Here is a 20620-nt window from a genome sequence, read left to right on the forward strand (position 1 = left end):
GCATGAGCCAGGACGATACCCCCGACCTTGACGCGCCGCAGGCGGACAAGGTGGCACCCGAGGCGGTGGCGCTGCGCGCCCAACCGCGCCCGGTCACGCGCCTGAACCGGCGCACGCTGGCCATCCTCTCCGGCGGGCTGTCGGTCGGCCTGATGGGCGCACTGATCTGGTCGCTGCAACCGCAGCAACGCAGCGCGAGCGAGTCTACCGAGCTGTACAACGTGGATCGCGTGTCCAAGTCGGAAGGGCTGGATGCGCTGCCGACGGACTATTCCAAGCTGCCAGCGCTGCCGCCCGACGTGCCGGAGCTCGGGCCACCGCTGCCGGGCGATTTAGGGCCAGCCATCGTCAATTCGCAGCAGCCAGTTGCCGCCACCTATGCCGCGCCCGGCTACGACCCCAACGATGCGCTACGCAAGGAAGAAGAAGCAGCGGCAGCTTCATCGGTGTTCTTCCGCACGGGTTCCCCGCAGGCTGCGCCCGTGGCGCAGTCGCAGGTCGCTGCCGCGGCAGGCTTCGCTGCCAATGCCGCTTTCGATCCGCTGGCCGCTGGCCCAGCCTCGACGGCGGCCCAGCCTGCTGATCCGACTGCCGTGCAGAACCGGCAAGACCAGAAAGAGGCGTTCCTGACAGGCGGCTCTAGGGAAACCCGTAACTCCGGCAACCTGCAAATGCCCGCATCGCCGTACCAAGTCATGGCAGGAACGGTGATCGCAGGTGCGCTGGTGACGGGCATCAAGTCAGACCTGCCGGGCGACGTGATCGCCACGGTGACGGAGCCGATCTACGACACGGCCACAGGCAAGTTCCTGCTGATCCCGCAGGGTTCGCGCATCCTGGGCAAGTACAACAGCCAGGTCAGCTACGGCCAGAGCCGCGTGCAGGTGGTGTGGAACCGCATCATCCTGCCGGACACGTCTTCGCTCACGCTCGACAACCTGATCGGCACCGACCCGGCGGGCTATGCCGGTCTGGAAGACGACGTGGACTGGCATTGGGATCGGATTTTTGCCGGTGCCGTGCTGACGACGCTGCTGGGCGTCGGTGCCGAACTGGCCGCACCCGAGAACCGCCAGGACGGTGATCGCGTCATCATCGCCGGGCGCGACAGCCTGCAGGACACGGTGAACCAAGTCGGCCAGGAAGTGACCCGGCGCAACCTCAACATCCAACCCACGCTGACCAGCCGTCCCGGCTTGCCAGTGCGCATCATCGTGAACCGCGATCTGGTGCTGCGGCCCTATCAGCCGCTGTTCTTCAACAAGGGGACTTCGCGATGAGCTCGACCAGGAAACTGCGGCTGGGGCCGCTGCCCAAGACCGAAAGCGTCAAGCTGACCTTCGCTTGCTCGGCCAGCTTGAAAGCCGATCTCGACCGCTACGCCGCGCTGCATGCGCAGGCGTATGGCGAGGCGGTCGATGCCTCGACGCTGATCCCGCACATGCTGGAGGCGTTCATGGCGGGGGATCGGGGATTCAGGAAAGGAAACGCCAACAAGTCCTTGCCGCCGAACCCAAGCTGAAGGTGCACCGGAACCAGATTGACCATCACTCGAACGCGCAGCCCAACGCTGCGCGTTCTTCGTTCTGGATAGGCTGCGAGGGAATGGGCTAAAGTGACCTAGCAGGCCTGCCAGTTCTTGGCAATCTCCATCGCTACAACGCGACTCGGCTTGCTTTCTACAGGCTCTTATGTGGCCCCCAGTCCACAACACCGCATCCCCTGCAAGCGGCATAAAACAGAGCTAACCTATTGCCCCATATATGGTTTCAAGCCTCCCGTGTTTTGCACGAAAGGCTTGACGCTGGCCATTTTTTATTCCTCGCCTGCGTGCAGATGCGCGTCTTCGCCCGAGCAGATCGCGAGCGCAAAGGCCTCGCGTCGGCCCGCAGCATGTGGGCAAATGTCCCCGGCGCATTTTCGCACCTCTGCGCACCGATAACCCCTGCACGCCGGGTGGATGCCCTTGCGTGCGAAGTGAAGGAGGAGGTGACGGCCACCGGCCGCCGCCGGGGGACATTCGCACGCAAGGGCATCCGACCGGCGCGACACGGAAAAACGCACGCACCTGCGCACAGGCAGCCCCAGCCCGAGCGATGCCATGCCAGTGCGGATACCTCCCCATGACGTCCCCACCTGCCCACCAGGCACGGTGCCGTCATCCGCACACCGCTGCGTGCCGATAACCCCTCAACGCCGGGTGGATGCCCTTGCGTGCGAAGTAAAGGAGGAGGTGACGGCCACCGGCCGGCGCCGGGGGACATTCGCACGCAAGGGCATCCGCCCGGCGCCACACGGAAAACGCACGCACCTGCGCACAGGCAGCCTCAACCCGAGCGATCCCATGCCAGTGCGGATACCACACCCGGACGTGTCCCACCTGCCCACCAGGCACGGTGCCGTCGTCCGCACACCGCTGCGTGCCAATAACCCCTGCACGCCGGGCGGATGCCCTTGCGTGCGAAGTAAAGGAGGAGGTGACGGCCAACGGCCGGCGCCGGGGGACATTCGCACGCAAGGGCATCCGACCAGCGCCACACGGAAAAACGCACATACCTGCGCGAAGGGGCAAACACCGCCACCCGGAAACCAGCTGCGCCTAGGCCACCGCCGCCGACTCCGCCCGCGGCAGCTCGAACACGAACGTCGCCCCTGCCTCACTGTCGCGCAGCGCGATGCTGCGGCCATGCAGCTGCACGATACGCTGCACGATCAGCAGCCCCAGGCCACCGTTCTCGCCCCGTCGCGCCCCCAACGCAGCAGGCGCCTGGAACAGCTGCGCACGCACCGCAGCAGCAACGCCGGGACCGTCATCAGAGACGATCACCTCCACGCTGTCAGCCACCGCGCGCAGCCGCACCTCGATCCGCCCTCCCTCCGGCGCATGGCGCAGGGCGTTGTCGAGCAGGTTGGTCAGCACCCGCTCCACCAGACCCAGGTCCGCACGTACCAGCGGCAACCCCTGCGGGAAATCCGCGTGCAACTGCTGGCCGCGCGCCTGCGCCGCCAGCTCGAACTTCTGCAGCACGTCCTGCAGCAGCTCGGGCAGCGCGAACACCTCCCACTCCAGCCGCACCTCGCCGTGTTCCAGGCGTGCCAGCTCGAACAGCGCGCGCGCCAATCGCCCGACCTTCGCACTCTGCGCCAGGGCAATACCCAGATAGCGCCGGCGCTCCTCCGGCGACAGCGTCGCGTCCTTCAACGCCATCGTCTCAAGGTAGCCATGCAGTGAAGACAGCGGCGTGCGCAGATCGTGCGAAATGTTGGCCACCAGCTCGCGCCGCTGCAGGTCCTGCTGGCGCAGCTGCTGCCACTGCTCCCCCAACCGCTGCGCCATCTGCGCATGCGCATGTTCGAGGATGACCAGTTCATCGCGCTCGCCCGGCCGCAGCGGGCCGGGCGGCGGCAGCGGCGTCGGCGCATCGATGTCGAATGCCTGGATGCGACGTGTCAGGCGACGCAGCGGCCGGGTCACCCAGTAGAACGCCACCAGCCCGGCCAGCAGGCCCAGGCTGCCCACCAGCATCACCGACCACAAGGTCGTGTTCCACTGGTTGCTGGCGGCGAGGTCGTCGGCGAGCATCTGCCGGTGCTCGCCCACCAGCACCACGTAGACGTAGCCGGCCTGCCGCCCCTGCACCACCAGCGGCGCCACGCTGAACACCTTGCGACCCTCGCTACTGCGCGGATCGTCGCCCAGGATCGGCAGCGGCGCGCCCGCCAGCAGACGGCGCAGCGGTGCCACGTCCACGCGGTTGCGCATCAGGTGCCCGCTGGGTGCGTCGTGGCCGAGAATGCGACCCTGGTCGTCCAGCAGGTACACCTCGACGCTGGGGTTGACCGCCATCAGTTGCCCGAACAGCGCACGCACCGCCGCATCGCGCATGCCGCTGGTATCCATCAGCTCACTGCGCTGCGCGATGTGCTCGGCCAGCCCCAGCGACAGCCGCTGCACGACTTCCTGCTCGTGCCGTGTGTTCGAGCGCATCTGCAGCGCCAGCAGCGCCATGCAGCACATCAGCATCAGCGCCGCGATCACCGCCGCCAGCTTCTGCCACAGGTTCGGCCGGATCATGCCGCCGCCCCGGCCGGGTCCACCAGCTTGTAGCCCCGGCCCCAGACCGTCAGCAACCGCCGCGGGTTGGCCGGATCGGTTTCGATCTTGCTGCGCAGGCGGTTGATGTGAGTATTGACCGTATGCTCATAGCCATCGTGCTGGTAGCCCCAGACCTGGTTGAGCAGTTCCATCCGCGCGAACACCTGGCCGGGATGGCGTGCGAAGAACAGCAGCAGGTCGAACTCGCGCGGCGTGAGTTCCAGCGGCTTGCCATCCACGTCGGCAGTACGCGCGACCGGATCCAGCTGCAGTCCTCCCAGCTCGATGGCACCTGCATCGATGCGCGCGTTCTGCGCCATGGCCTCGGCGCGACGCAGCAGGGCACGCACGCGCGCCACCAGCTCCGGCATGGAGAATGGCTTGGCCAGATAATCGTCGGCGCCGAGTTCCAGGCCGACGATACGCTGGGTTTCGCTGCCGCGTGCACTGATGATGATGATCGGGACGTAACGCGCCATCGCCCGTGCACGCTGGCAGACCTGCAGGCCATCGACGCCGGGCAGCATCACGTCCAGCACCAGCGCGTCCCACGGGCCTTCCTGTTCGAGCAGGCGCAGCCCGCCATCACCGCTGTCGGCGTGGGCGACCTCATACCCCTCATCGCCCAGGTGCATGCGCAGCAGGTCGGCGATGTGGGCATCGTCTTCAACGATCAGGACACGTTTCGGGGACATCGGCAGCTCGGGCCAGGGGGGAGGCTGAGCGCATTGTGGCGCGGGATCGCCGCCGATACCTCACGAAAAATTGAATCCTGCGTGAGGATTCGTTGACCAGGGCAGGCGCAGCATGGCCCCGTCGCCCCTTCCCGGAGTCCGCCATGCCCCTCACCCGCCGCCATCTGCTGGGTCTGGGCGGTATCGCCACCACCGCCGGCCTGCTCGGTCTCGGGGCCTGCAGCCGCGCCGCGCCAGCGGCAGCAGAAACGCGCCCTGCGCGACAGTTCGAGATCATGCGCAGTGATGCTGACTGGCGCCAGCGGCTGACCCCGGCCCAGTACGCAGTGCTGCGCCAGCAGGCGACCGAACGCCCTTGGAGCAGCCCGCTCAACAAGGAACACCGGCAAGGCACGTTCACCTGTGCCGGATGTGCGCTGCCGCTGTTCTCTTCGTCCACCAAGTTCGAGAGCGGTACTGGCTGGCCCAGCTTCTGGGCACCTTTGCACAACGCTATCGGTGAGGACCGCGACGTCACCTTTGGCATGCTGCGGGTGGAAGTGCATTGCCGCCGCTGCGGCGGCCATCTGGGCCATGTCTTCAACGACGGCCCACGCCCTACCGGCCTGCGCTACTGCATGAACGGCGCGGCGCTGGCCTTCCAGCCCGGACCTGCCGCGCATGACAGCGATGCGGGCTGGCGCGTGCCGGTGGGATCGTCCCCTGCTTCTGGAGCCCGATGATGCTGCTGTTGCTGCTTGCCTATCTTGGCGGTGTGCTGACCCTGCTCAGCCCCTGCATCCTGCCGGTGCTGCCGTTCGTATTCGCGCGTGCTGACCGCCCGTTCCTGCGCAGCACCCTGCCGCTGCTGCTGGGCATGGCGCTGACCTTCACCCTCGTCGCCAGCCTGGCGGCGGTCGGCAGCCAGTGGGTGGCGCAGGCCAACCAGATCGGTCGCTGGATCGCCCTGCTGCTGATGGCGCTATTCGCGGTGGCGTTGCTGTGGCCCGCACTGGCAGACCATCTGCTGGCGCCGTTGCAGCGTGTCGGCGCGCGGTTGAGCGCACGCGCGGACGCTGCCGATGCCGCCGGGCGCGGCGGTGCCTGGACGTCGCTGCTGATCGGCATCGCCACCGGCCTGCTGTGGGCGCCGTGCGCGGGCCCGATCCTTGGCCTGGTACTGACCGGGGCTGCGCTGCATGGCGCCAGCGCCAGCACCAGTACGCTGCTGCTTGCCTACGCGCTGGGTGCGGTCACCGCGCTGGCATTGGCGGTCTGGATCGGCGGCCGGGTGTTCCGCGCCCTGCAGGCACGGCTGGGGCTGGGCAATCTGCTCCGCCGCGTGCTCGGCGTCGCTGCGCTGCTGGCGGTCGTGGCCATTGCCCTGGGCTGGGACACCGGCCTGCTGACCCGGCTGTCCACCGTCAGCACCGCGCGTATCGAGCAGGGCCTGCTCGATGCGGTACCCGGCGCGCAGCCTTCCGCTCCACCGATGATGATGATGGGCCCGGCCACTGCAGGCAGCGAGGCACCGCTGCCGGTGGAAGGCACGCTGCCCGCCCTGGACGGCGCCACCGGCTGGCTCAACAGCCCACCGCTGGACGCCACCCAGCTGCGCGGCAAGGTGGTTCTGATCGACTTCTGGACCTATTCCTGCATCAACTGCCTGCGTGCGATGCCGTTCGTGCACGAGTGGCAGCGGCGCTACCGCGATCACGGCCTGGTGGTGATCGGCGTGCACACCCCCGAGTTCGCCTTCGAACGCGACCCGCGCAACGTCATGAAGGCCGTGCAGCAGTTGAAGGTCGACTATCCCGTCGCGCTGGACAACCAGTACGCGATCTGGCGTGCGTTCAACAACCGCTACTGGCCCGCGCACTACTTCGTCGATGCGCAGGGCAACATCCGCGGCCATCAGTTCGGCGAGGGCAACTATGCGCGTTCGGAGCAGGTGATCCGCCGCCTGCTGGCCGAAGCCGGCCAGACCCGGCTGCCACCGCCGGCCGATCCGGCCGCAGCGGACCTGAAGGGCGTGGCCGCGCAGGCGGACATGGGCAACCTGCGCTCGCCGGAGACCTACCTGGGGCATGCGCGCGCCGAGCAGTTCGCCTCGCCAGGCGGGCAACGTGCGGACACGGCATTCGACTACGCGCTGCCACCCGCGCTGGCGCTGAACCAGTGGGGCCTGTCCGGCCGCTGGATCATCGACGACGAGGCGGCACGGCTGCAGCAGCCCGGAGGACGCATCGCCTTCCAGTTCCATGCCCGCGATCTGCATCTGGTGCTCGCGCCACGCCAGGACGGCACGCCGGTGCGCTTCCGCGTCTGGCTGGATGGTCGGCCGTTGCCCGCGGCCGACGCCGGCAGCGACGTTGGCAGCGATGGCAGCGGCGTGATCGACGAACACCGTCTGTACCAGCTGGTGCGCCAGCGCGGCGCCGTCGCGCCACACCGCTTCGAGATCGAATTCCTCGATGCCGGCGCCCAGGCCTACGCCTTCACCTTCGGTTGATCCGGGAGGACACGATGAAGATTTCGTTCGAACAGGGGATCGCCGCCGGCATTGCCGGGCTGGTCGCTACCGCATTGATTGCCGGGGTACTGCTGGTTGATCACGGTGCCATCGCCGCGCCGCTCGAGCGCAGCGCACAGGTGCAGGTGTTGCCTGCGCCCACCGGTGAAGCCGCATTCCGCGATGACGGCACGCACGCCAGCGTAGTGTTTGCCGGCGGCTGCTTCTGGGGCGTGCAGGGCGTGTTCCAGCACGTCAAGGGCGTGAGCAACGCAGTCTCGGGCTACGTCGGCGGCAGCGCGGCGGATGCGCGCTATGAGCGTGTCAGCAGCGGACGCACCGGCCACGCCGAGGCGGTGAAGGTCGACTACGACCCGCGCCAGGTGAGCTACGGCCAGCTGATGCAGGTGTTCTTCTCGGTGGTGCATGACCCGACCCAGCTCGACCGGCAAGGCCCGGACCATGGCAGCCAGTACCGCTCGGCGATCTTCGTCGATGATCCCCGCCAGCAGGCGGCCAGCCGTGCCTACATCACCCAGCTGGGCCAGGCCGGAAGCTATCGCGCGCCCATCGTCACCCAGGTGGGGAGCGGCCAGCGCTTCTATCCGGCCGAGAGCTACCACCAGAACTACATGAGCAACTATCCGCAGGCGGCCTACATCCGCTACTACGATGCTCCGAAGCTGGCAGCACTGGGCAGGCAGTTCCCTGCCCTGTATCGCCGGGATCCGGTGCTGGTGCCGATGCGTTGACTGCATGGTGCGCCAGCCCATGCAAAAAAAAGGGCGGGCGGCCATCCCGCCGCGCGCCCTTGAAATATCGGCGGGCACCGATCAGGCCCTGCCGACGAGGACATGCTAGGCTCGGAGTCCTCATGGGTACAGCACCAGATGCGGCCGGAACCGATGGATACAGATCAACGCAGCAGCGCGTCCGCTCCTCGCTACCAGCGGCTGTCCGATGAGCTGGCCGAGGCCATCCAGGGAGGGCGCCTGCCGGTCGGCAGCCGCCTGCCATCGCTGCGGCAGATGGCAGCACAGCGTCAGCTCAGCCTCAATACGGTGATCGCCGCCTACCGCCAGCTGGAAGACGCCGGCCTGGTGGTTCCGCGGCCAAAGGCAGGTTTCGAAGTGGCGCCGCGACTGTCAGTGCCGCAACGGTCGCTGCGCGATGCGCCGTCGGCCCCCACCGCGCCGTTGCAGCAGGTGCTGATGGCACGCGTGCTGGAGGCGCAACGCCGTTCCGGGGTGATCGACCTCGCCTTCGCCGGGCCACGCGGGCGCCAGTTCTATCCTGGCGCCCAGCTGGCCCGGCACACCGCCCAGGTATTGCGCCACGGCCAGCAGACGGTCGAAACCTACGCACGCCCCAATGGCTCGCCGCGGCTGCTGGCGCAGATCGTGCGGCGCGGCCCGCGCATGGGCCTGCACACGCACAGCGATCGCCTGCTGCTGACCCACGGTGCGATGGAGGCGCTGCAGCTGGCACTGCGTGCGGTGACCCAGCCCGGCGATTCAGTGGGTATCGAAGCACCGTCGTACTTCAACCTGTATCCGCTGCTGGCCAACCTGGGCCTGCAGGCCATCGAACTGCCGACGCATCCGCAACAGGGCCTGGACGTCGATGCGTTGGAGGCGATGCTGGAGCACACACCGCTGGCCGCGCTGGTGCTGATGCCGACCGTGCACAATCCATTGGGCTGCACCATGCCGGTGGCGGCCAAGCAGCGTCTTGCCGAGCTGGTCAACGCGCGGCAGCTGCCGCTGATCGAGGATGCCGTGTACGCGGAACTGCAGTTCTGCGAGCCACCTGCGCCGCTGCTGAAGGCCTTTGACCGCGACGGCTGGGTGATGGTGGTCGGCGGTTTCTCGAAGACGCTGGCCCCGGACTATCGCATCGGCTGGCTCGACGGCGGGCGCTTCGCTGAACGCATCGCCCTGCTGAAGTTCCAGTCCACGGGCGGCGAGCCGCAGCTGCTGGGTGATGCCGTGGCCGCGTACCTGGAAGGGAGCGGATACGAACATCACCTGCACCGCATGCGGCGCCTGTATCGCGAGCAGGTGGGACGGCTGCGCCAGCTCGTGGCCGAGCATTTCCCGCCTGGCACACGCGCCACGGAACCACAGGGTGGCTTCCTGCTGTGGCTGGAACTGCCGGGCGTGGACACCCGCGCACTGTTCGAGCGGGCGCTGGAAGAGGGCATCGTGTTCATGCCCGGCCAGGTGTATTCGCGCGGTCCGCGCTACCGGCACTGCCTGCGGCTGTCGTGCTGCCAGACCTTCGACGCACGTTTCATCGCTGCCGTGGAGCGCCTGGGCGCCCTCGCGCGGGAGCTCGCGGCCGGTTGATCGCAGCGGGTCGCAGGCTCCGCTCTACGGGAACTCAGCCCTCATGCAGGTGCATCGCCAGGGCCTGAGCATCGGCGCCCGGCAGGTGCGGCAGCCGTCCCCAGCATGGCATCGGCAACCGCTGCACCAGCGTGGCCACGTTCTCGTCCTGGCGCTGCATGGCCGGATCGATGTGATTGCCGATCCAGCCCAGGCACTCCACGCCGCTGGCCTGCAAGGAGTGCGCGGTCAATCTCGCGTGGTTGACGCAGCCCAGCCGCAGGCCGACCACCAGCACGACCGGCAGACGCAGTGCCCGCACGATGTCGAGCTGGTCCAGGTGGACGGAGACCGGCGCCAGCCATCCCCCTACGCCTTCCACCACCACCACGTCGGCGGTGGCACGCAGGCGCTCGAACGCGGCGACGATCGGTGCCAGGGCGATGTCCACCCCGTCCTCGGCCGCCGCCAGTTCGGGAGCGATCGGCTGCCGCAGGGCATAGGGATTCACGTCGACGTAGTCCGGCACCGGCCGACTGGCCGCCTGCAGCGCCAGCGCATCTTCGTTGCGCAGGCCCTGCCCCAGATCCTGGCTGCCACTGGCCACAGGCTTCATTCCGACCGCTCGCAGGCCACGCCGGCGCAGGGCGTGCAGCAGCGCGGTGCTGGCCGCCGTCTTGCCGATCTCGGTATCGGTGCCGGTGACGAACAGCGCGGATGGCAGGGCAGCGGGCAACGGCATCAAAGGCTCCAGCGGGGCAACAGAGCGTGCATTATCGCTGGCCCGGCACGCTTGCTAGACTGCGGTCATGTTCGCCAATGCCTCGCTCACCGGCAGCAAGCCGGAACAATACGCTCAGTTGCTTGAACAGGCCCGTGGCCTGGTCCATGGAGAGTCCGACCGCATCGCCAACGCGGCCAATCTCTCGGCGCTGGTCTTCCACGCCCTGCCCGACCTGAACTGGGTGGGCTTCTATCTCTACGATGGCCAGGAGCTGGTGGTCGGCCCGTTCCAGGGGCTGCCGGCCTGCGTGCGCATTCCGCTGGACAAGGGCGTGTGTGGTGCCGCGGCCCGCCAGCGCGTGACCCAGCGCGTCGACGATGTCGATGCCTTTCCGGGCCACATCGCCTGCGACTCGGCCTCCCGCTCGGAACTGGTCGTTCCGCTGCTGCGCGGCGATGAACTGATCGGAGTCTTCGACATCGACAGCCCGAAGACCGGTCGCTTCGATGCAGATGACCAGGCCGGACTGGAAGCCATCGCGCGCGTCTTCGTCGAGGCGTTGGGATGAGTGCGCCGAAGCTGCGCAACATCGGTCCGAAAAGTGCGGCGTGGCTGCGCCAGGTCGGTCTGCGCAGCCGTGACGATCTGGCCGCCGTCGGCGCGGTGGGTGCCTTCGTCAAGGTCAAGCGCGCCGGCTTCAAGCCCAGCCTGAACCTGCTCTACTCGCTGGAAGGCGCCCTGCTGGACTGCCATTGGCAGGAACTGGGCGAGCCGCAGCGCGAGGCGCTGGTGCAGGACTACGAAGCGCGCATTGCCGCGCACCCGCTGAAGGCGGCCGGCCCGGCCTCGGGGCCGGTGCACGAGCAGCGTTTCGACGCAGACGACGACGCAGAAGAAATCGTGGCCGGAAGCGCCGACGAGGACTGATCGGCGCAGGCCGGATCAGGGCTGCTGCAGCTCCAGCAGCTCGCCCACCAAGCCTGCCTCGCCACGCTCCAGCCTGACCCGCAGGCGCGTGCCATGGTCGATGCGCAGCGCCCAGCACAGCGACATCGGCAGGCCGCAGACCTGTGACAGCACCATGCGCAGCGGGCCACCGTGGCTGACCACGACGGTCGGCAGCGGGTCGTCATCGTCGAGCAGGCGGTCGAGCGCACGCGCGATGCGCCGCTCGAAGTGCCCCCAGCTTTCGCCGTTGGGCGGCGGATACGCATGCGGATCAGCATGGAATGCCGCCAGCGCCTGCTCCGGCAGGTCGAACAGTGCCTGCCCGTCCCAGTCGCCGAAGTCGAGTTCTTCCCACTCCTCGTCTGCATCCACGTCCAGCCCGCGCGGGGTGGCCAGCGCCATCGCTGTGTGCAGTGACCGCAGGCGGGGCGAGCTGATCACCCGCTCCCAGGGCTGCGTGGCGTAGGCCTCCACCAGTTCCTGTGGCAGGCGGGCCAGCTGCGGTGGATCGCTGCGGCCATCGAGGTACTCGTCGCGACCGTTGCCAGCGTGGCGGACCAGGTCGAGGATCATGCATGCGTCCTGTGCAGGCAACGCGGGGACAGCGGAAAACGGGCGGACATCGGCAACGGCACCACGGGATCAAGCAGCAATTCTAGTGGCTGGGGATCATCAGCTCCACAGACATTGCCGCATATACGCCGCACCGGGCATGCCGATGCCGTAGACTGCGCGCACTTCCAGGTGACCTGCGGCATGGCCGGCAGGTTGAAACGGGAAGCCGGTGACGCGTGAACCCACGCCATGCCGGCGCTGCCCCCGCAACGGTAAGCACGTCAGTTCCAGGCAACACCGCCACTGTGCCAATAGCATGGGAAGGCGCCTGGACGGTGGCCTCGCGCCGCCTGGCGGCAAGCCCGGAGACCGGCCCGGAAGCCTCAGGTCGCGATGCGGTGGGCATGGCGCTGGATGTCCGCAGCACTGCCTGCGGCATCGGCGCTTGCCTGCCTCCGCGGCTCCTCCCCTTCGCCACGCGGGCGTGCGTGGCACCTGGAGTCCCCCGATGAAGCTGCAGTCCCGATTGCTTTCCCTGGCCGTATTGGCCGCCCTGCCCGCGTTGGCCCAGGCCGATGATGGCGCCCGCGCGCTCGATCCCATCCTGGTCACGGCCACCCGCACCCCCATCGCCCTGCAGGACAGCATCGCGCCTGCGCAGGTGATCGACCGGACGCAGATCGAGTCCAGCCAGGCCACTTCGCTGCAGGACCTGCTGCGTGGCCGCGCCGGCATCAACCTCACCAACGCCGGCGGCCTGGGCAAGCAGAGCTCGCTGTTCCTGCGCGGCACCAACTCCGGCCACACGGTGGTGCTGGTCGACGGCGTGCGCATCAACAGCGCCGATCTCGGCCTGGCGATGATCCAGGACCTGCCGCTGGCGCAGATCGAACGCGTGGAGATCGTGCGCGGCCCGCAGTCCAGCCTGTATGGCGCCGACGCCATCGGCGGTGTGATCCAGATCTTCACCCGCCGCAACCAGGGCGACTTCGCGCCACATCTGCAGCTGGGCGGTGGCAGCAATGGCCTGCGTGAGGCCAGCGGCGGCATCGGTGGCAGCAGCGAACGCGGCTGGTTCGGCGCCGACATCGCCTACCAGCATTCCGATGGCATCGATGCCTGCCGGGGCTCGGCCACGCTGTTCACCGGCTGCTTCGCCGACGAACCCGACCGCGACGGCTACCGCAACCTCTCCAAGAGCCTGCGCGGCGGCTACAACTTCAACGAGCAGTGGACGGTGGAGGGCAGCGCGCTGCGCGCCGACGGCCAGAACCACTACGACGGCTACTACAACTACTCCGAGACGCGCCAGCAGGTACTGTCCGGCAAGGTGCGCTACACGCCGGCCGAACGGCTGGTGCTGACCGCCAACGTCGGTCGCAGTGACAACGAATCGGACAACGTCGGCGCGGACGGCGTGCATGGCAGCGCGCAGACGCATCGTGACAGCGCGTCGCTGCAGGGCGACTTCGGCGTGGCCGAAGGCCAGCTGCTGAGTGCCGGTGTGGACTGGAGTGAGGACAACCTGGACGGCAGCAGTGCCGGCTATCGTGTCGACAGCCGTCGCAACACCGGTGTGTTCGTGCAGTACCAGGGGCGCTTCGGCCGGCACCAGTTGCAGGCCAGCGCGCGCAACGACGACAACGAGCAGTTCGGCAACCATGCCACCGGCAGCATCGGCTGGGCGATGGAGCTGGATCACGGCCTGCGCATCAACGCCAGCTACGGCACGGCCTTCAAGGCACCCACCTTCAGCGACCTGTATGACCCGTGGAGCGGCGTGCCGACACTGGATCCTGAGAAGTCGAAGAGCGCCAACCTGGGCATTTCGCAGCAGGGCCAGGGCTGGCGCTGGGGCCTGGATGTGTACGAGACCCGCATCGATGACCTGATCACCTACGATGCAGCCACCTTCAGGACGCAGCAGGTGGAGAAGGCGCGCATCCGCGGTGCCGAACTGACCGGCGGCGTCGTGCTGGCCGGCTTCGACATCGCTGCACAGCTGAGCTACACCGACCCGCGCAACCGCACGAACGGCAGCAGCCAGTTCGACAACTGGCTGCCGCGCCGTGCACAGCAGACGGCACGGCTGGATGTGGATCGCCGCTTCGGCGCATTCCGTGCCGGCCTGACCGTACAGGGTGCGGGCAAGCGCTATGACGATGCCGCCAACACGGTGAAGGTCGGCGGCTATGGCACGTTGGATCTGCGCGCCGAGTATGCGCTCACGCCATCGTGGTCGCTGCTGGCCCGGGCAACCAATGTGTTCGACCGCAGGTACGAGACCGTGGCGTGGTTCAACCAGCCGGGCCGCGAGTATCAGCTGAGCGTGCGCTACCAGCCGAAATGAGCAGGCGCGCCGGGCGCAGGCCCGGCGCTATACCGGGATGCGCGCGGCCAGGCCCGGCAGTTCGCGCAGATCGTCGATCACCGCCACCGCAGCTGCGGTGGCCAGGTCCAGGCCACGCGGGTAGCCGTAGCGCACCAGCGCGATCGGCATTCCCGCGTCTTCCGCCGCGCGGTAGTCGGTCAACGAATCACCCACCATCAGGCATGCATTCACCGGCAAGCGGAAGTGTGCCGCGATGTGCCGCAGTGGTTCACCGCTGGGCTTGCGCTGTGGCAGCGAATCGCCGCCCAGCACCAGCGCGAACGCATCGCCGATGCCCAGATGCTGCAGCAGCGGCGGCACCAGCGCTGCAGGCTTGTTGGTGCAGATGGCCAGCGGCACAGCACGTTCCCGCAGCTGCGCCAGTGCTTCGGCCACACCGTCGAACAGGCGTGGGCTGCGCAGCAGGCACTCACGGTAATGCACCATGAACACCGGCATGACCTCGGCCAGATCGACCTGCCGCCCTGCGGCATGCACGGCCTGCTCGACCAGCCGGCGGACACCGTCGCCAATCCAGCCCAGCACGGTGGCTTCCGGCACACGGGCCAGGCCGATGTCCTCCAGCGTGCGGTTCAGGGCTTCGGCGATATCGGCGGCGCTGTCGACCAGCGTGCCATCGAGGTCGAATACGACCAGCGGATAGGGATACGACACGCAACGCACCTGTACGACGTGGGGCCGCTCATTGTATGCCGTGTGCGCATCGCACCGGGATGTCATGCAGGTTCCACACGCGCCGGTCGCCAGTCCAGATCCTGGAAGGCCGGGCTGGCGAAACACTCGCCCAGGAAGTCGAGGAACCGCCGCATGATCGCCGACTGCTGGCGACGCGATGCGTACACCGCATGAATGCCCAGCTCGTCCAGGGTATACGCCGGCAGCAGTTCCACCAGCTCGCCACTGCGCAGCAACGGCGCCACCTGGTAGGTGGGCAGCATCGCAATGCCGGCGCTGGCGCGAACGGCTTCGAGCAGCAATGACGCTTCGTTGGCGCTGATGTTGCCGCCCACCGCCACCGACTGCGAACGTCCGTCGCGGTGCAGGTGCCACAGGCTCTTGCCCACGTAGTGATGGGTCAGGCAGTTGTGTGCGGCCAGATGTTCCGGGGCGGTCGGCGTGCCGCGCACCTCCAGGTAACCGGGCGTGGCGCACAGCACCGAGCGGCATGTGGCCAGCCGCCGCGCGATCAGGCTGGGGTCGATCTGCCGGGCGATGCGTACCGCCAGATCCACCCGCTCCTCGACCAGATTCACCGTGCGATCGACCAGCAGCAGTTCGATGCGCGCCGCCGGATGACGCTTGACGAAGTCGGCGACGGCGCGCGCCAGATGGCTCTGCCCGAACGAGACGCTGGCGGTCACCCGCAGCGTGCCATGCGGTTCGGGATCGTCGCTGGCCAGTTCGCCCTGCAGCGCCTCGCCGATCTCCAGCATCTGCCGGAAGCGCGCCAGCGCCGCCTCCCCCGGGCCGGTCAGGCTGACCCGGCGCGTGGTCCGGTGCAGCAGGCGCGCCCCCAGCCAGGCCTCCACCTCGGCGAGGTAACGGGTGACCATCGCCCGCGACATGTCCAGCACCTCAGCGGCGGCCGTGAGGCTGCCGCGATCGGCCACCTCGATGAATACGGTCATGGCGGTCAGTCGATCCATCTGCTCGATTCATGCAACAAACAAGCGCGTTATACGCTGTTTTTCGGACAATTACAGCGTCCTACAGTGGCCCCGTCGTCTTCCCCTCCCCTTGCTTATGGAGTTCGCCATGAAAATCGCCCTCGTCGGTGCCACCGGCAACATCGGCCGCCAGATCGCGCGCCACGCGCTGGCCGCCGGCCACGAATTGACCCTGATCGTGCGCAGCACGCAGGACCTGCCGGCGGAGCTGGCCGGTGCCCATCCGGTGATCGCCGCGCTGGATGATCCCGACGCGCTGGCCGCGGCCATCGCCGGCCACGACGTGCTGGCCAGCGCCTACGGGCCACGCCCGGGCGATGACATCAGCCGCGTCGGCGAAGTGGCCGGACAGCTGGCAGCCGCGGCACGCAAGGCCGGGGTGCCGCGCCTGGTCGTGGTCGGCGGTGCCGGCAGCCTGGAAGTGGCACCGGGTGTCCAGCTGGTCGATACGCCGGATTTCCCGGAGGCGTACAAGCCTTATGCCCTGGCCCACCGCGAAGCACTCAAGCGCCTGCAGGCGGTAGACGACCTCGACTGGACGTTCTTCTCGCCGGCCGCGGAAATCGGACCGGGCGAAGAGCGTGGCCAGTACCGCGTGCAGGCCAAGGCCTTCCTCGCCGACGCCAGCGGCCACAGCCGCATCAGCTACGCCGACTATGGCGCTGCCTTCGTGGCGGAACTCGAGGCGCATGCCTACCCGAAGCAGATCATCACTGCGGCGTACTGATCGACCTACATGCCGGGCATGGCCCGGCGCTGCACAAGGAGTTCCGCATGCGTTCCGTTGCCCTGCTGCTTCCGCTTGCACTGGTCACCAGCTTCGCCAGCGCCCCGCTGCTGGCCGCACCGGCTGCCCCGGCGCCGGCCACGGCGGCGAAATCACAGCTGCACCTGCAGTACTTCCATCCTGGCCCGAAGGCGATGTTCTCCGTGTCATCGGTGCTGATCGAAGGCCGCCACGATGCGATCCTGGTCGACGCGCAGTTCGCAGCCAGCGACGCGCGCAGGCTGGTCGAGCTGGTCCGTGCCAGCGGCAAGCAACTGACCACGATCTACATCAGCCATGGCGATCCCGATTACTACTTCGGCCTGGCCACGCTGCAGGACGCCTTCCCGCACGCACGCATCGTCGCCACTGCGCAGACCGTGGCCCACATCCAGCAGACCCACGCCGGCAAGCGTGCCTACTGGGGCCCGAAGATGGGGGCCGACGCACCGGCGCGCATCGTTGTGCCGCAGGTGCTGGAGGGCGACGCGCTGCTGCTGGAAGGGCAGCGCCTGCCCTTGATCGGACTCGATGGCCCTACGCCGGACCGCAGCGTGCTGTGGGTGCCTTCACTGCGCGCGATCGTCGGTGGCATCCCCGTGGTCGCCGGCGAGCATGTGTGGATGGCCGACACGCAGACCCCGAAGTCGCATGCCGACTGGCTGCAGACCCTGCAGCGACTGCAGGCACTGAAGCCGCAGGTGGTGGTACCGGGCCATTACGCGCAAGGGGCGGCGCTGGACGCCAGTGCGCTGCGCTTCACCGCCGGGTACATCCGTGCGTTCGATGCGGAAGCGGCCAAAGCGAAGGACAGCCAGGCGCTGGTGAAGGCGATGCAGGCGCGTTACCCGCGGCTGGAGGGCGTGGAGTCGCTGCAGCTGAGCGCGAAGGTGGCCAAGGGCGAAATGCAGTGGCCGTGAGGCAGGACCGCGGTCAGGGGCGGTGCGGATCGTTCGACGCCTGCTCGAACAGCTCCCCCTGCACCACCGGTTCCTTGTCGCGGAAACCGCCCAGGCCGACGCCCACCAGGCGATAGCGCGTGTCGGCCGGCAGGTCCACGCGCGCGCGCAGCGCCAGCGCGGCATCGCGCAGCTCCTCCATCGATTCCGGCGGGCGGTCCGGGGTGAAGCTGCGGGTAAGGATGCGGAACTGCGCCGTCTTCAGCTTCAGCACCACGGTGTGGCCCACGCGTTCCGTCCGGCGCGTGGCGTTCCAGGTTTTCTCTGCCAGCTGCACAATGGCCTCGCCCAGGTCTTCAAGCAGCAGGTCCTCGGCAAAGGTGTCCTCGGAAGAGATCGACTGCACCGGCTGGTCCGGCTCCACCGGCCGTTCATCGACGCCGCGTGCACGGTTGTAGAGGCTGCGGCCGAAGCTGCCGAACGCGTCCTCCAGATCCGCCAGCGCCCATTGCCGCAGGTCACCGCAGGTGATGATGCCGCGCGCCGTCAGTTTGCCTTCCATCACCTTGCCTACGCCGGGCACGCGGCTGACCGGCAGCGGCGCCAGGAATGCGTCCACCCGTTGCGGTGGAATCACGAACTGGCCGTCGGGCTTGCGCCAGTCCGAGGCGATCTTGGCCAGGAACTTGTTCGGCGCGATGCCCGCTGAAGCGGTCAGCTGGGTCTCGTCGCGGATCTGTGCGCGGATCGTGCGTGCGATCTCGGTCGCCAGCTCGATGCCACTTTTCGGCTCGGTCACGTCCAGATAGGCCTCATCCAGCGACAGCGGCTCGACCAGGTCGGTATGGCGCAGGAAAATCTCGCGCACCTGGCGCGACACGGCCTTGTAACGCGCGAAGTCCGGCGGCACGAAGATCGCGTCCGGGCACAGGCGCTCGGCACGCATCGCCGGCATCGCCGAACGCACGCCGAACACGCGCGCTTCGTAGGACGCCGCGCATACCACCGAGCGCGCACCGCGCCACGCCACCACCACCGGCCTGCCGCGCAGTGAGGGATCGTCGCGCTGCTCCACCGACGCGTAGAAGGCGTCCATGTCGACGTGGATGATCTTGCGCAGTCGGGTCATGTCAGGTGTACGGGGCGGGTTCGGCGTGGGTGGGCCACACGCCGAGGTATGGTCGTTGCACATCAACAGGATGCGCGTATTCCATTGAAAACACTACGGTTGCGTACGGTTGAAATGTTTGATCGGCAGCGCTTCCACGGGCATTCTCGAGCGCTTGTATCCCTGTTCGTCGCTTCCAGGATTGCGTTTCATGACTCGTCTCCACGCGTTCAACCGCGACCAGCTGCTGGCCAGCGCACGCGGTGAACTGTTCGGCGCCGCCGCCGGCCGTCTGCCCAACGACCCGATGCTGATGTTCGACCGCATCACCGACATCCGCGAGGACGGCGGCCCGCATGGCAAGGGCATGGTACGCGCCGAACTGGATATCCGCCCGGACCTGTGGTTCTTCGGCTGCCACTTCATCGGCGACCCGGTGATGCCCGGCTGCCTGGGCCTGGATGCGATGTGGCAGCTGACCGGCTTCTACCTGACCTGGCTGGGTGCTCCCGGCAAGGGCCGCGCCCTGGGCTGCGGCGAGGTCAAGTTCACCGGCCAGGTACTGCCGGACGCCAAGAGCGTGCGCTACGAGATCGACATCACGCGCGTCATCAACCGCAAGCTGGTGATGGCCCAGTCCGACGCCCGCATGTATGTGGACGATCGCGAGATCTACAACGCTCGCGACCTGCGGGTGGGCCTGTTCACCGAAACCGGGAGCTTCTGATGCGTCGTGTCGTCATCACCGGCATGGGCATCACGTCCTGCCTCGGCAATGATCTGGATACCGTCTCTTCCGCACTGCGTGAGGGGCGCGCCGGCATCACCGCGTTGGCCGACCACGCCGAAGCGGGCCTGCGCAGCCAGATCGGCGGCCGTGTCGACCTCGACCTGGACGCCTTGATCGACCGCAAGCAGAAGCGCTTCATGAGCGATGCAGCAGCGTTCGCCTACATCGCCATGCGCGATGCCATCGCCGATGCCGGGCTGGACGAGGCGCAGGTCAGTGGCCTGCGCACCGGCCTGATCGCCGGCTCCGGCGGCGGCTCCAGCGAGTGGCAGATCGGCGCGGTCGATCTACTGCGTGCACGTGGCGTGCGCAAGGTCGGCCCGTACATGGTGCCGCGCACGATGTGCTCCACCGTGTCGGCGTGCCTGGCCACCGCGTTCCAGATCAAGGGCGTGAGCTACTCGCTGTCGGCGGCCTGCGCGACGTCGGCGCACTGCATCGGCGCCGCCGCGGACATGATCCGGCACGGCGCGCAGGACATCATGTTCGCCGGCGGTGGTGAAGACCTGCACTGGTCGATGAGCGTGATGTTCGATGCGATGGGCGCGCTGTCGACCAGTTTCAACGACACCCCGGCCAACGCGTCGCGCCCCTACGACAAGGACCGCGACGGCTTCGTCATCGCCGGTGGTGGCGGCATGCTGGTGCTGGAAGACTACGATCATGCGGTTGCGCGCGGCGCACGCATTTATGCCGAGCTGATCGGTTATGGCGTGACATCCGATGGTGCGGACATGGTGGCACCGTCCGGCGAGGGCGCGGTGCGCTGCATGAAGATGGCACTGCAGAACGTGGACCGCCCGCTGGACTACCTCAACACGCACGGTACCTCGACCCCGCTGGGCGATGTCACCGAACTCAACGCGATCCGCGAGGTGTTCGGCGAGGCCGTGCCGCCGCTGTCCTCGACCAAGGCGCTGTCCGGCCATTCGCTGGGCGCGGCCAGCGTGCACGAAGCCATCTACTGCCTGCTGATGATGCGCGATGGCTTTGTTGCCGGCTCGGCCAACATCAGCGAGCTGGACCCGGCGGTGGAAGGCTTCCCGATCCTGCGCGAAAGCCGCGCACAGGTGCTGGACACGGTGATGTCCAACAGTTTCGGCTTCGGCGGCACCAACGCGGCCCTGGTGTTCGGCCGGGTCTGATCGCCCGCCATTGGCCT

Annotated in this window: 20 protein-coding genes and 1 riboswitch; of the genes, 13 read left to right on the forward strand and 7 right to left on the reverse strand. The window is 68.0% G+C overall.

Going from position 1 to position 20620, the window contains the following annotated elements; all coding sequences use genetic code 11:
- The first annotated feature begins 2 nt into the window (after nucleotides 1-2).
- A complete protein-coding gene (locus tag N5J29_RS14935) occupies nucleotides 3-1280 on the forward strand; it encodes a TrbI/VirB10 family protein (RefSeq protein ID WP_019043471.1) in 1278 nt (425 codons plus the stop codon).
- The gene (locus N5J29_RS14940) at nucleotides 1277-1522 is read left to right on the forward strand and encodes a DUF2274 domain-containing protein (protein ID WP_019043472.1); all 246 of its coding nucleotides are present in this window, start codon (nucleotides 1277-1279) and stop codon (nucleotides 1520-1522) included. The genes N5J29_RS14935 and N5J29_RS14940 overlap by 4 nt, the downstream gene beginning before the upstream one ends.
- Before the next feature lie 1077 nt (nucleotides 1523-2599).
- On the opposite strand, the gene N5J29_RS14945 is transcribed toward N5J29_RS14940, so the two are convergent.
- Together N5J29_RS14945 and N5J29_RS14950 are read right to left on the reverse strand one after the other, a co-directional pair.
- Nucleotides 2600-4075, reverse strand: coding sequence for a HAMP domain-containing sensor histidine kinase (locus N5J29_RS14945; RefSeq protein WP_065175368.1), 1476 nt, complete (start codon nucleotides 4073-4075; stop codon nucleotides 2600-2602).
- Nucleotides 4072-4791, reverse strand: coding sequence for a response regulator transcription factor (locus tag N5J29_RS14950; protein ID WP_053518291.1), 720 nt, complete (start codon nucleotides 4789-4791; stop codon nucleotides 4072-4074). The genes N5J29_RS14945 and N5J29_RS14950 overlap by 4 nt, the downstream gene beginning before the upstream one ends.
- Nucleotides 4792-4934: 143 nt before the next feature.
- Between N5J29_RS14950 and msrB the strand changes: the two genes are divergently transcribed.
- The 4 genes from msrB to N5J29_RS14970 all read left to right on the forward strand — a co-directional run bounded on the left by msrB (nucleotide 4935) and on the right by N5J29_RS14970 (nucleotide 9630).
- Nucleotides 4935-5513 carry a peptide-methionine (R)-S-oxide reductase MsrB gene (msrB, locus tag N5J29_RS14955; protein ID WP_053518289.1) on the forward strand — a complete coding sequence of 193 codons (579 nt, stop codon included), beginning with the start codon at nucleotides 4935-4937 and terminating at the stop codon, nucleotides 5511-5513.
- Nucleotides 5513-7282, forward strand: a complete 1770-nt coding sequence (locus N5J29_RS14960) for a cytochrome c biogenesis protein DipZ (protein WP_065175369.1) — start codon at nucleotides 5513-5515, stop codon at nucleotides 7280-7282. The genes msrB and N5J29_RS14960 overlap by 1 nt, the downstream gene beginning before the upstream one ends.
- Nucleotides 7283-7296: 14 nt before the next feature.
- A complete protein-coding gene (msrA, locus tag N5J29_RS14965; protein ID WP_053518286.1) occupies nucleotides 7297-8034 on the forward strand; it encodes a peptide-methionine (S)-S-oxide reductase MsrA in 738 nt (245 codons plus the stop codon).
- Between the two features lie 153 nt (nucleotides 8035-8187).
- Nucleotides 8188-9630, forward strand: coding sequence for a PLP-dependent aminotransferase family protein (locus N5J29_RS14970; protein ID WP_164150978.1), 1443 nt, complete (start codon nucleotides 8188-8190; stop codon nucleotides 9628-9630).
- A gap of 34 nt (nucleotides 9631-9664) precedes the next feature.
- On the opposite strand, the gene bioD is transcribed toward N5J29_RS14970, so the two are convergent.
- Entirely contained in the window at nucleotides 9665-10351 is a 687-nt protein-coding gene (bioD, locus tag N5J29_RS14975) for a dethiobiotin synthase (RefSeq protein ID WP_053518282.1), read from the reverse strand.
- A gap of 67 nt (nucleotides 10352-10418) precedes the next feature.
- On the opposite strand from bioD, the gene N5J29_RS14980 reads away from it, so the two are divergent.
- Nucleotides 10419-10901 carry a GAF domain-containing protein gene (locus N5J29_RS14980; protein ID WP_053518280.1) on the forward strand — a complete coding sequence of 161 codons (483 nt, stop codon included), beginning with the start codon at nucleotides 10419-10421 and terminating at the stop codon, nucleotides 10899-10901.
- Complete coding sequence (locus N5J29_RS14985) at nucleotides 10898-11260, forward strand: TfoX/Sxy family protein (RefSeq protein WP_164150980.1); 363 nt, start codon at nucleotides 10898-10900, stop codon at nucleotides 11258-11260. The genes N5J29_RS14980 and N5J29_RS14985 overlap by 4 nt, the downstream gene beginning before the upstream one ends.
- A 15-nt stretch (nucleotides 11261-11275) precedes the next feature.
- On the opposite strand, the gene N5J29_RS14990 is transcribed toward N5J29_RS14985, so the two are convergent.
- Complete coding sequence (locus tag N5J29_RS14990; protein ID WP_065175373.1) at nucleotides 11276-11854, reverse strand: histidine phosphatase family protein; 579 nt, start codon at nucleotides 11852-11854, stop codon at nucleotides 11276-11278.
- 152 nt (nucleotides 11855-12006) lie between these two features.
- A riboswitch (cobalamin riboswitch) is annotated at nucleotides 12007-12229 on the forward strand.
- A 115-nt stretch (nucleotides 12230-12344) separates the two neighbouring features.
- Between N5J29_RS14990 and btuB the strand changes: the two genes are divergently transcribed.
- Nucleotides 12345-14186, forward strand: coding sequence for a TonB-dependent vitamin B12 receptor (gene btuB, locus N5J29_RS14995; RefSeq protein ID WP_164150981.1), 1842 nt, complete (start codon nucleotides 12345-12347; stop codon nucleotides 14184-14186).
- A gap of 27 nt (nucleotides 14187-14213) precedes the next feature.
- On the opposite strand, the gene gph is transcribed toward btuB, so the two are convergent.
- Nucleotides 14214-14882, reverse strand: a complete 669-nt coding sequence (gene gph, locus N5J29_RS15000; protein ID WP_164150983.1) for a phosphoglycolate phosphatase — start codon at nucleotides 14880-14882, stop codon at nucleotides 14214-14216.
- A gap of 62 nt (nucleotides 14883-14944) precedes the next feature.
- Nucleotides 14945-15874: a LysR family transcriptional regulator gene (locus N5J29_RS15005; RefSeq protein ID WP_164150985.1), complete on the reverse strand. Its 930-nt coding sequence runs from the start codon at nucleotides 15872-15874 to the stop codon at nucleotides 14945-14947.
- A 109-nt stretch (nucleotides 15875-15983) separates the two neighbouring features.
- Between N5J29_RS15005 and N5J29_RS15010 the strand changes: the two genes are divergently transcribed.
- Together N5J29_RS15010 and N5J29_RS15015 are read left to right on the forward strand one after the other, a co-directional pair.
- The gene (locus N5J29_RS15010) at nucleotides 15984-16622 is read left to right on the forward strand and encodes an NAD(P)H-binding protein (RefSeq protein WP_065175377.1); all 639 of its coding nucleotides are present in this window, start codon (nucleotides 15984-15986) and stop codon (nucleotides 16620-16622) included.
- Nucleotides 16623-16669: 47 nt separating this feature from the next.
- Nucleotides 16670-17581: an MBL fold metallo-hydrolase gene (locus N5J29_RS15015; RefSeq protein WP_164150987.1), complete on the forward strand. Its 912-nt coding sequence runs from the start codon at nucleotides 16670-16672 to the stop codon at nucleotides 17579-17581.
- 13 nt (nucleotides 17582-17594) lie between these two features.
- Here the strand turns inward: N5J29_RS15015 and dinB are convergent, their stop codons facing one another.
- On the reverse strand, nucleotides 17595-18689 hold the full coding sequence (dinB, locus tag N5J29_RS15020; protein WP_053518266.1) for a DNA polymerase IV: 1095 nt from the start codon (nucleotides 18687-18689) through the stop codon (nucleotides 17595-17597).
- Nucleotides 18690-18879: 190 nt separating this feature from the next.
- On the opposite strand from dinB, the gene fabA reads away from it, so the two are divergent.
- Nucleotides 18880-19395, forward strand: a complete 516-nt coding sequence (gene fabA, locus N5J29_RS15025) for a 3-hydroxyacyl-[acyl-carrier-protein] dehydratase FabA (RefSeq protein ID WP_164150989.1) — start codon at nucleotides 18880-18882, stop codon at nucleotides 19393-19395.
- Nucleotides 19395-20603 carry a beta-ketoacyl-ACP synthase I gene (gene fabB, locus N5J29_RS15030; protein WP_164150991.1) on the forward strand — a complete coding sequence of 403 codons (1209 nt, stop codon included), beginning with the start codon at nucleotides 19395-19397 and terminating at the stop codon, nucleotides 20601-20603. Before fabA ends, fabB begins: the two co-directional genes overlap by 1 nt.
- The last annotated feature ends 17 nt before the right edge of the window (nucleotides 20604-20620 follow it).

This window comes from Stenotrophomonas sp. GD03680 (assembly GCF_029844625.1).
Lineage (GTDB): Bacteria > Pseudomonadota > Gammaproteobacteria > Xanthomonadales > Xanthomonadaceae > Stenotrophomonas > Stenotrophomonas maltophilia_P.

What these genes read in the sequence shown, in the direction of transcription:
- N5J29_RS14935 (WP_019043471.1), top strand. Translation starts at nt 3, where the DNA reads ATGAGCCAGGACGATACCCCCGACCTTGACGCGCCGCAGGCGGACAAG.
- N5J29_RS14940 (WP_019043472.1), top strand. Translation starts at nt 1,277, where the DNA reads ATGAGCTCGACCAGGAAACTGCGGCTGGGGCCGCTGCCCAAGACCGAA.
- N5J29_RS14945 (WP_065175368.1), bottom strand. Translation starts at nt 4,075, where the DNA reads ATGATCCGGCCGAACCTGTGGCAGAAGCTGGCGGCGGTGATCGCGGCG.
- N5J29_RS14950 (WP_053518291.1), bottom strand. Translation starts at nt 4,791, where the DNA reads ATGTCCCCGAAACGTGTCCTGATCGTTGAAGACGATGCCCACATCGCC.
- msrB (WP_053518289.1), top strand. Translation starts at nt 4,935, where the DNA reads ATGCCCCTCACCCGCCGCCATCTGCTGGGTCTGGGCGGTATCGCCACC.
- N5J29_RS14960 (WP_065175369.1), top strand. Translation starts at nt 5,513, where the DNA reads ATGCTGCTGTTGCTGCTTGCCTATCTTGGCGGTGTGCTGACCCTGCTC.
- msrA (WP_053518286.1), top strand. Translation starts at nt 7,297, where the DNA reads ATGAAGATTTCGTTCGAACAGGGGATCGCCGCCGGCATTGCCGGGCTG.
- N5J29_RS14970 (WP_164150978.1), top strand. Translation starts at nt 8,188, where the DNA reads ATGGATACAGATCAACGCAGCAGCGCGTCCGCTCCTCGCTACCAGCGG.
- bioD (WP_053518282.1), bottom strand. Translation starts at nt 10,351, where the DNA reads ATGCCGTTGCCCGCTGCCCTGCCATCCGCGCTGTTCGTCACCGGCACC.
- N5J29_RS14980 (WP_053518280.1), top strand. Translation starts at nt 10,419, where the DNA reads ATGTTCGCCAATGCCTCGCTCACCGGCAGCAAGCCGGAACAATACGCT.
- N5J29_RS14985 (WP_164150980.1), top strand. Translation starts at nt 10,898, where the DNA reads ATGAGTGCGCCGAAGCTGCGCAACATCGGTCCGAAAAGTGCGGCGTGG.
- N5J29_RS14990 (WP_065175373.1), bottom strand. Translation starts at nt 11,854, where the DNA reads ATGATCCTCGACCTGGTCCGCCACGCTGGCAACGGTCGCGACGAGTAC.
- btuB (WP_164150981.1), top strand. Translation starts at nt 12,345, where the DNA reads ATGAAGCTGCAGTCCCGATTGCTTTCCCTGGCCGTATTGGCCGCCCTG.
- N5J29_RS15005 (WP_164150985.1), bottom strand. Translation starts at nt 15,874, where the DNA reads ATGGATCGACTGACCGCCATGACCGTATTCATCGAGGTGGCCGATCGC.
- N5J29_RS15010 (WP_065175377.1), top strand. Translation starts at nt 15,984, where the DNA reads ATGAAAATCGCCCTCGTCGGTGCCACCGGCAACATCGGCCGCCAGATC.
- N5J29_RS15015 (WP_164150987.1), top strand. Translation starts at nt 16,670, where the DNA reads ATGCGTTCCGTTGCCCTGCTGCTTCCGCTTGCACTGGTCACCAGCTTC.
- dinB (WP_053518266.1), bottom strand. Translation starts at nt 18,689, where the DNA reads ATGACCCGACTGCGCAAGATCATCCACGTCGACATGGACGCCTTCTAC.
- fabA (WP_164150989.1), top strand. Translation starts at nt 18,880, where the DNA reads ATGACTCGTCTCCACGCGTTCAACCGCGACCAGCTGCTGGCCAGCGCA.
- fabB (WP_164150991.1), top strand. Translation starts at nt 19,395, where the DNA reads ATGCGTCGTGTCGTCATCACCGGCATGGGCATCACGTCCTGCCTCGGC.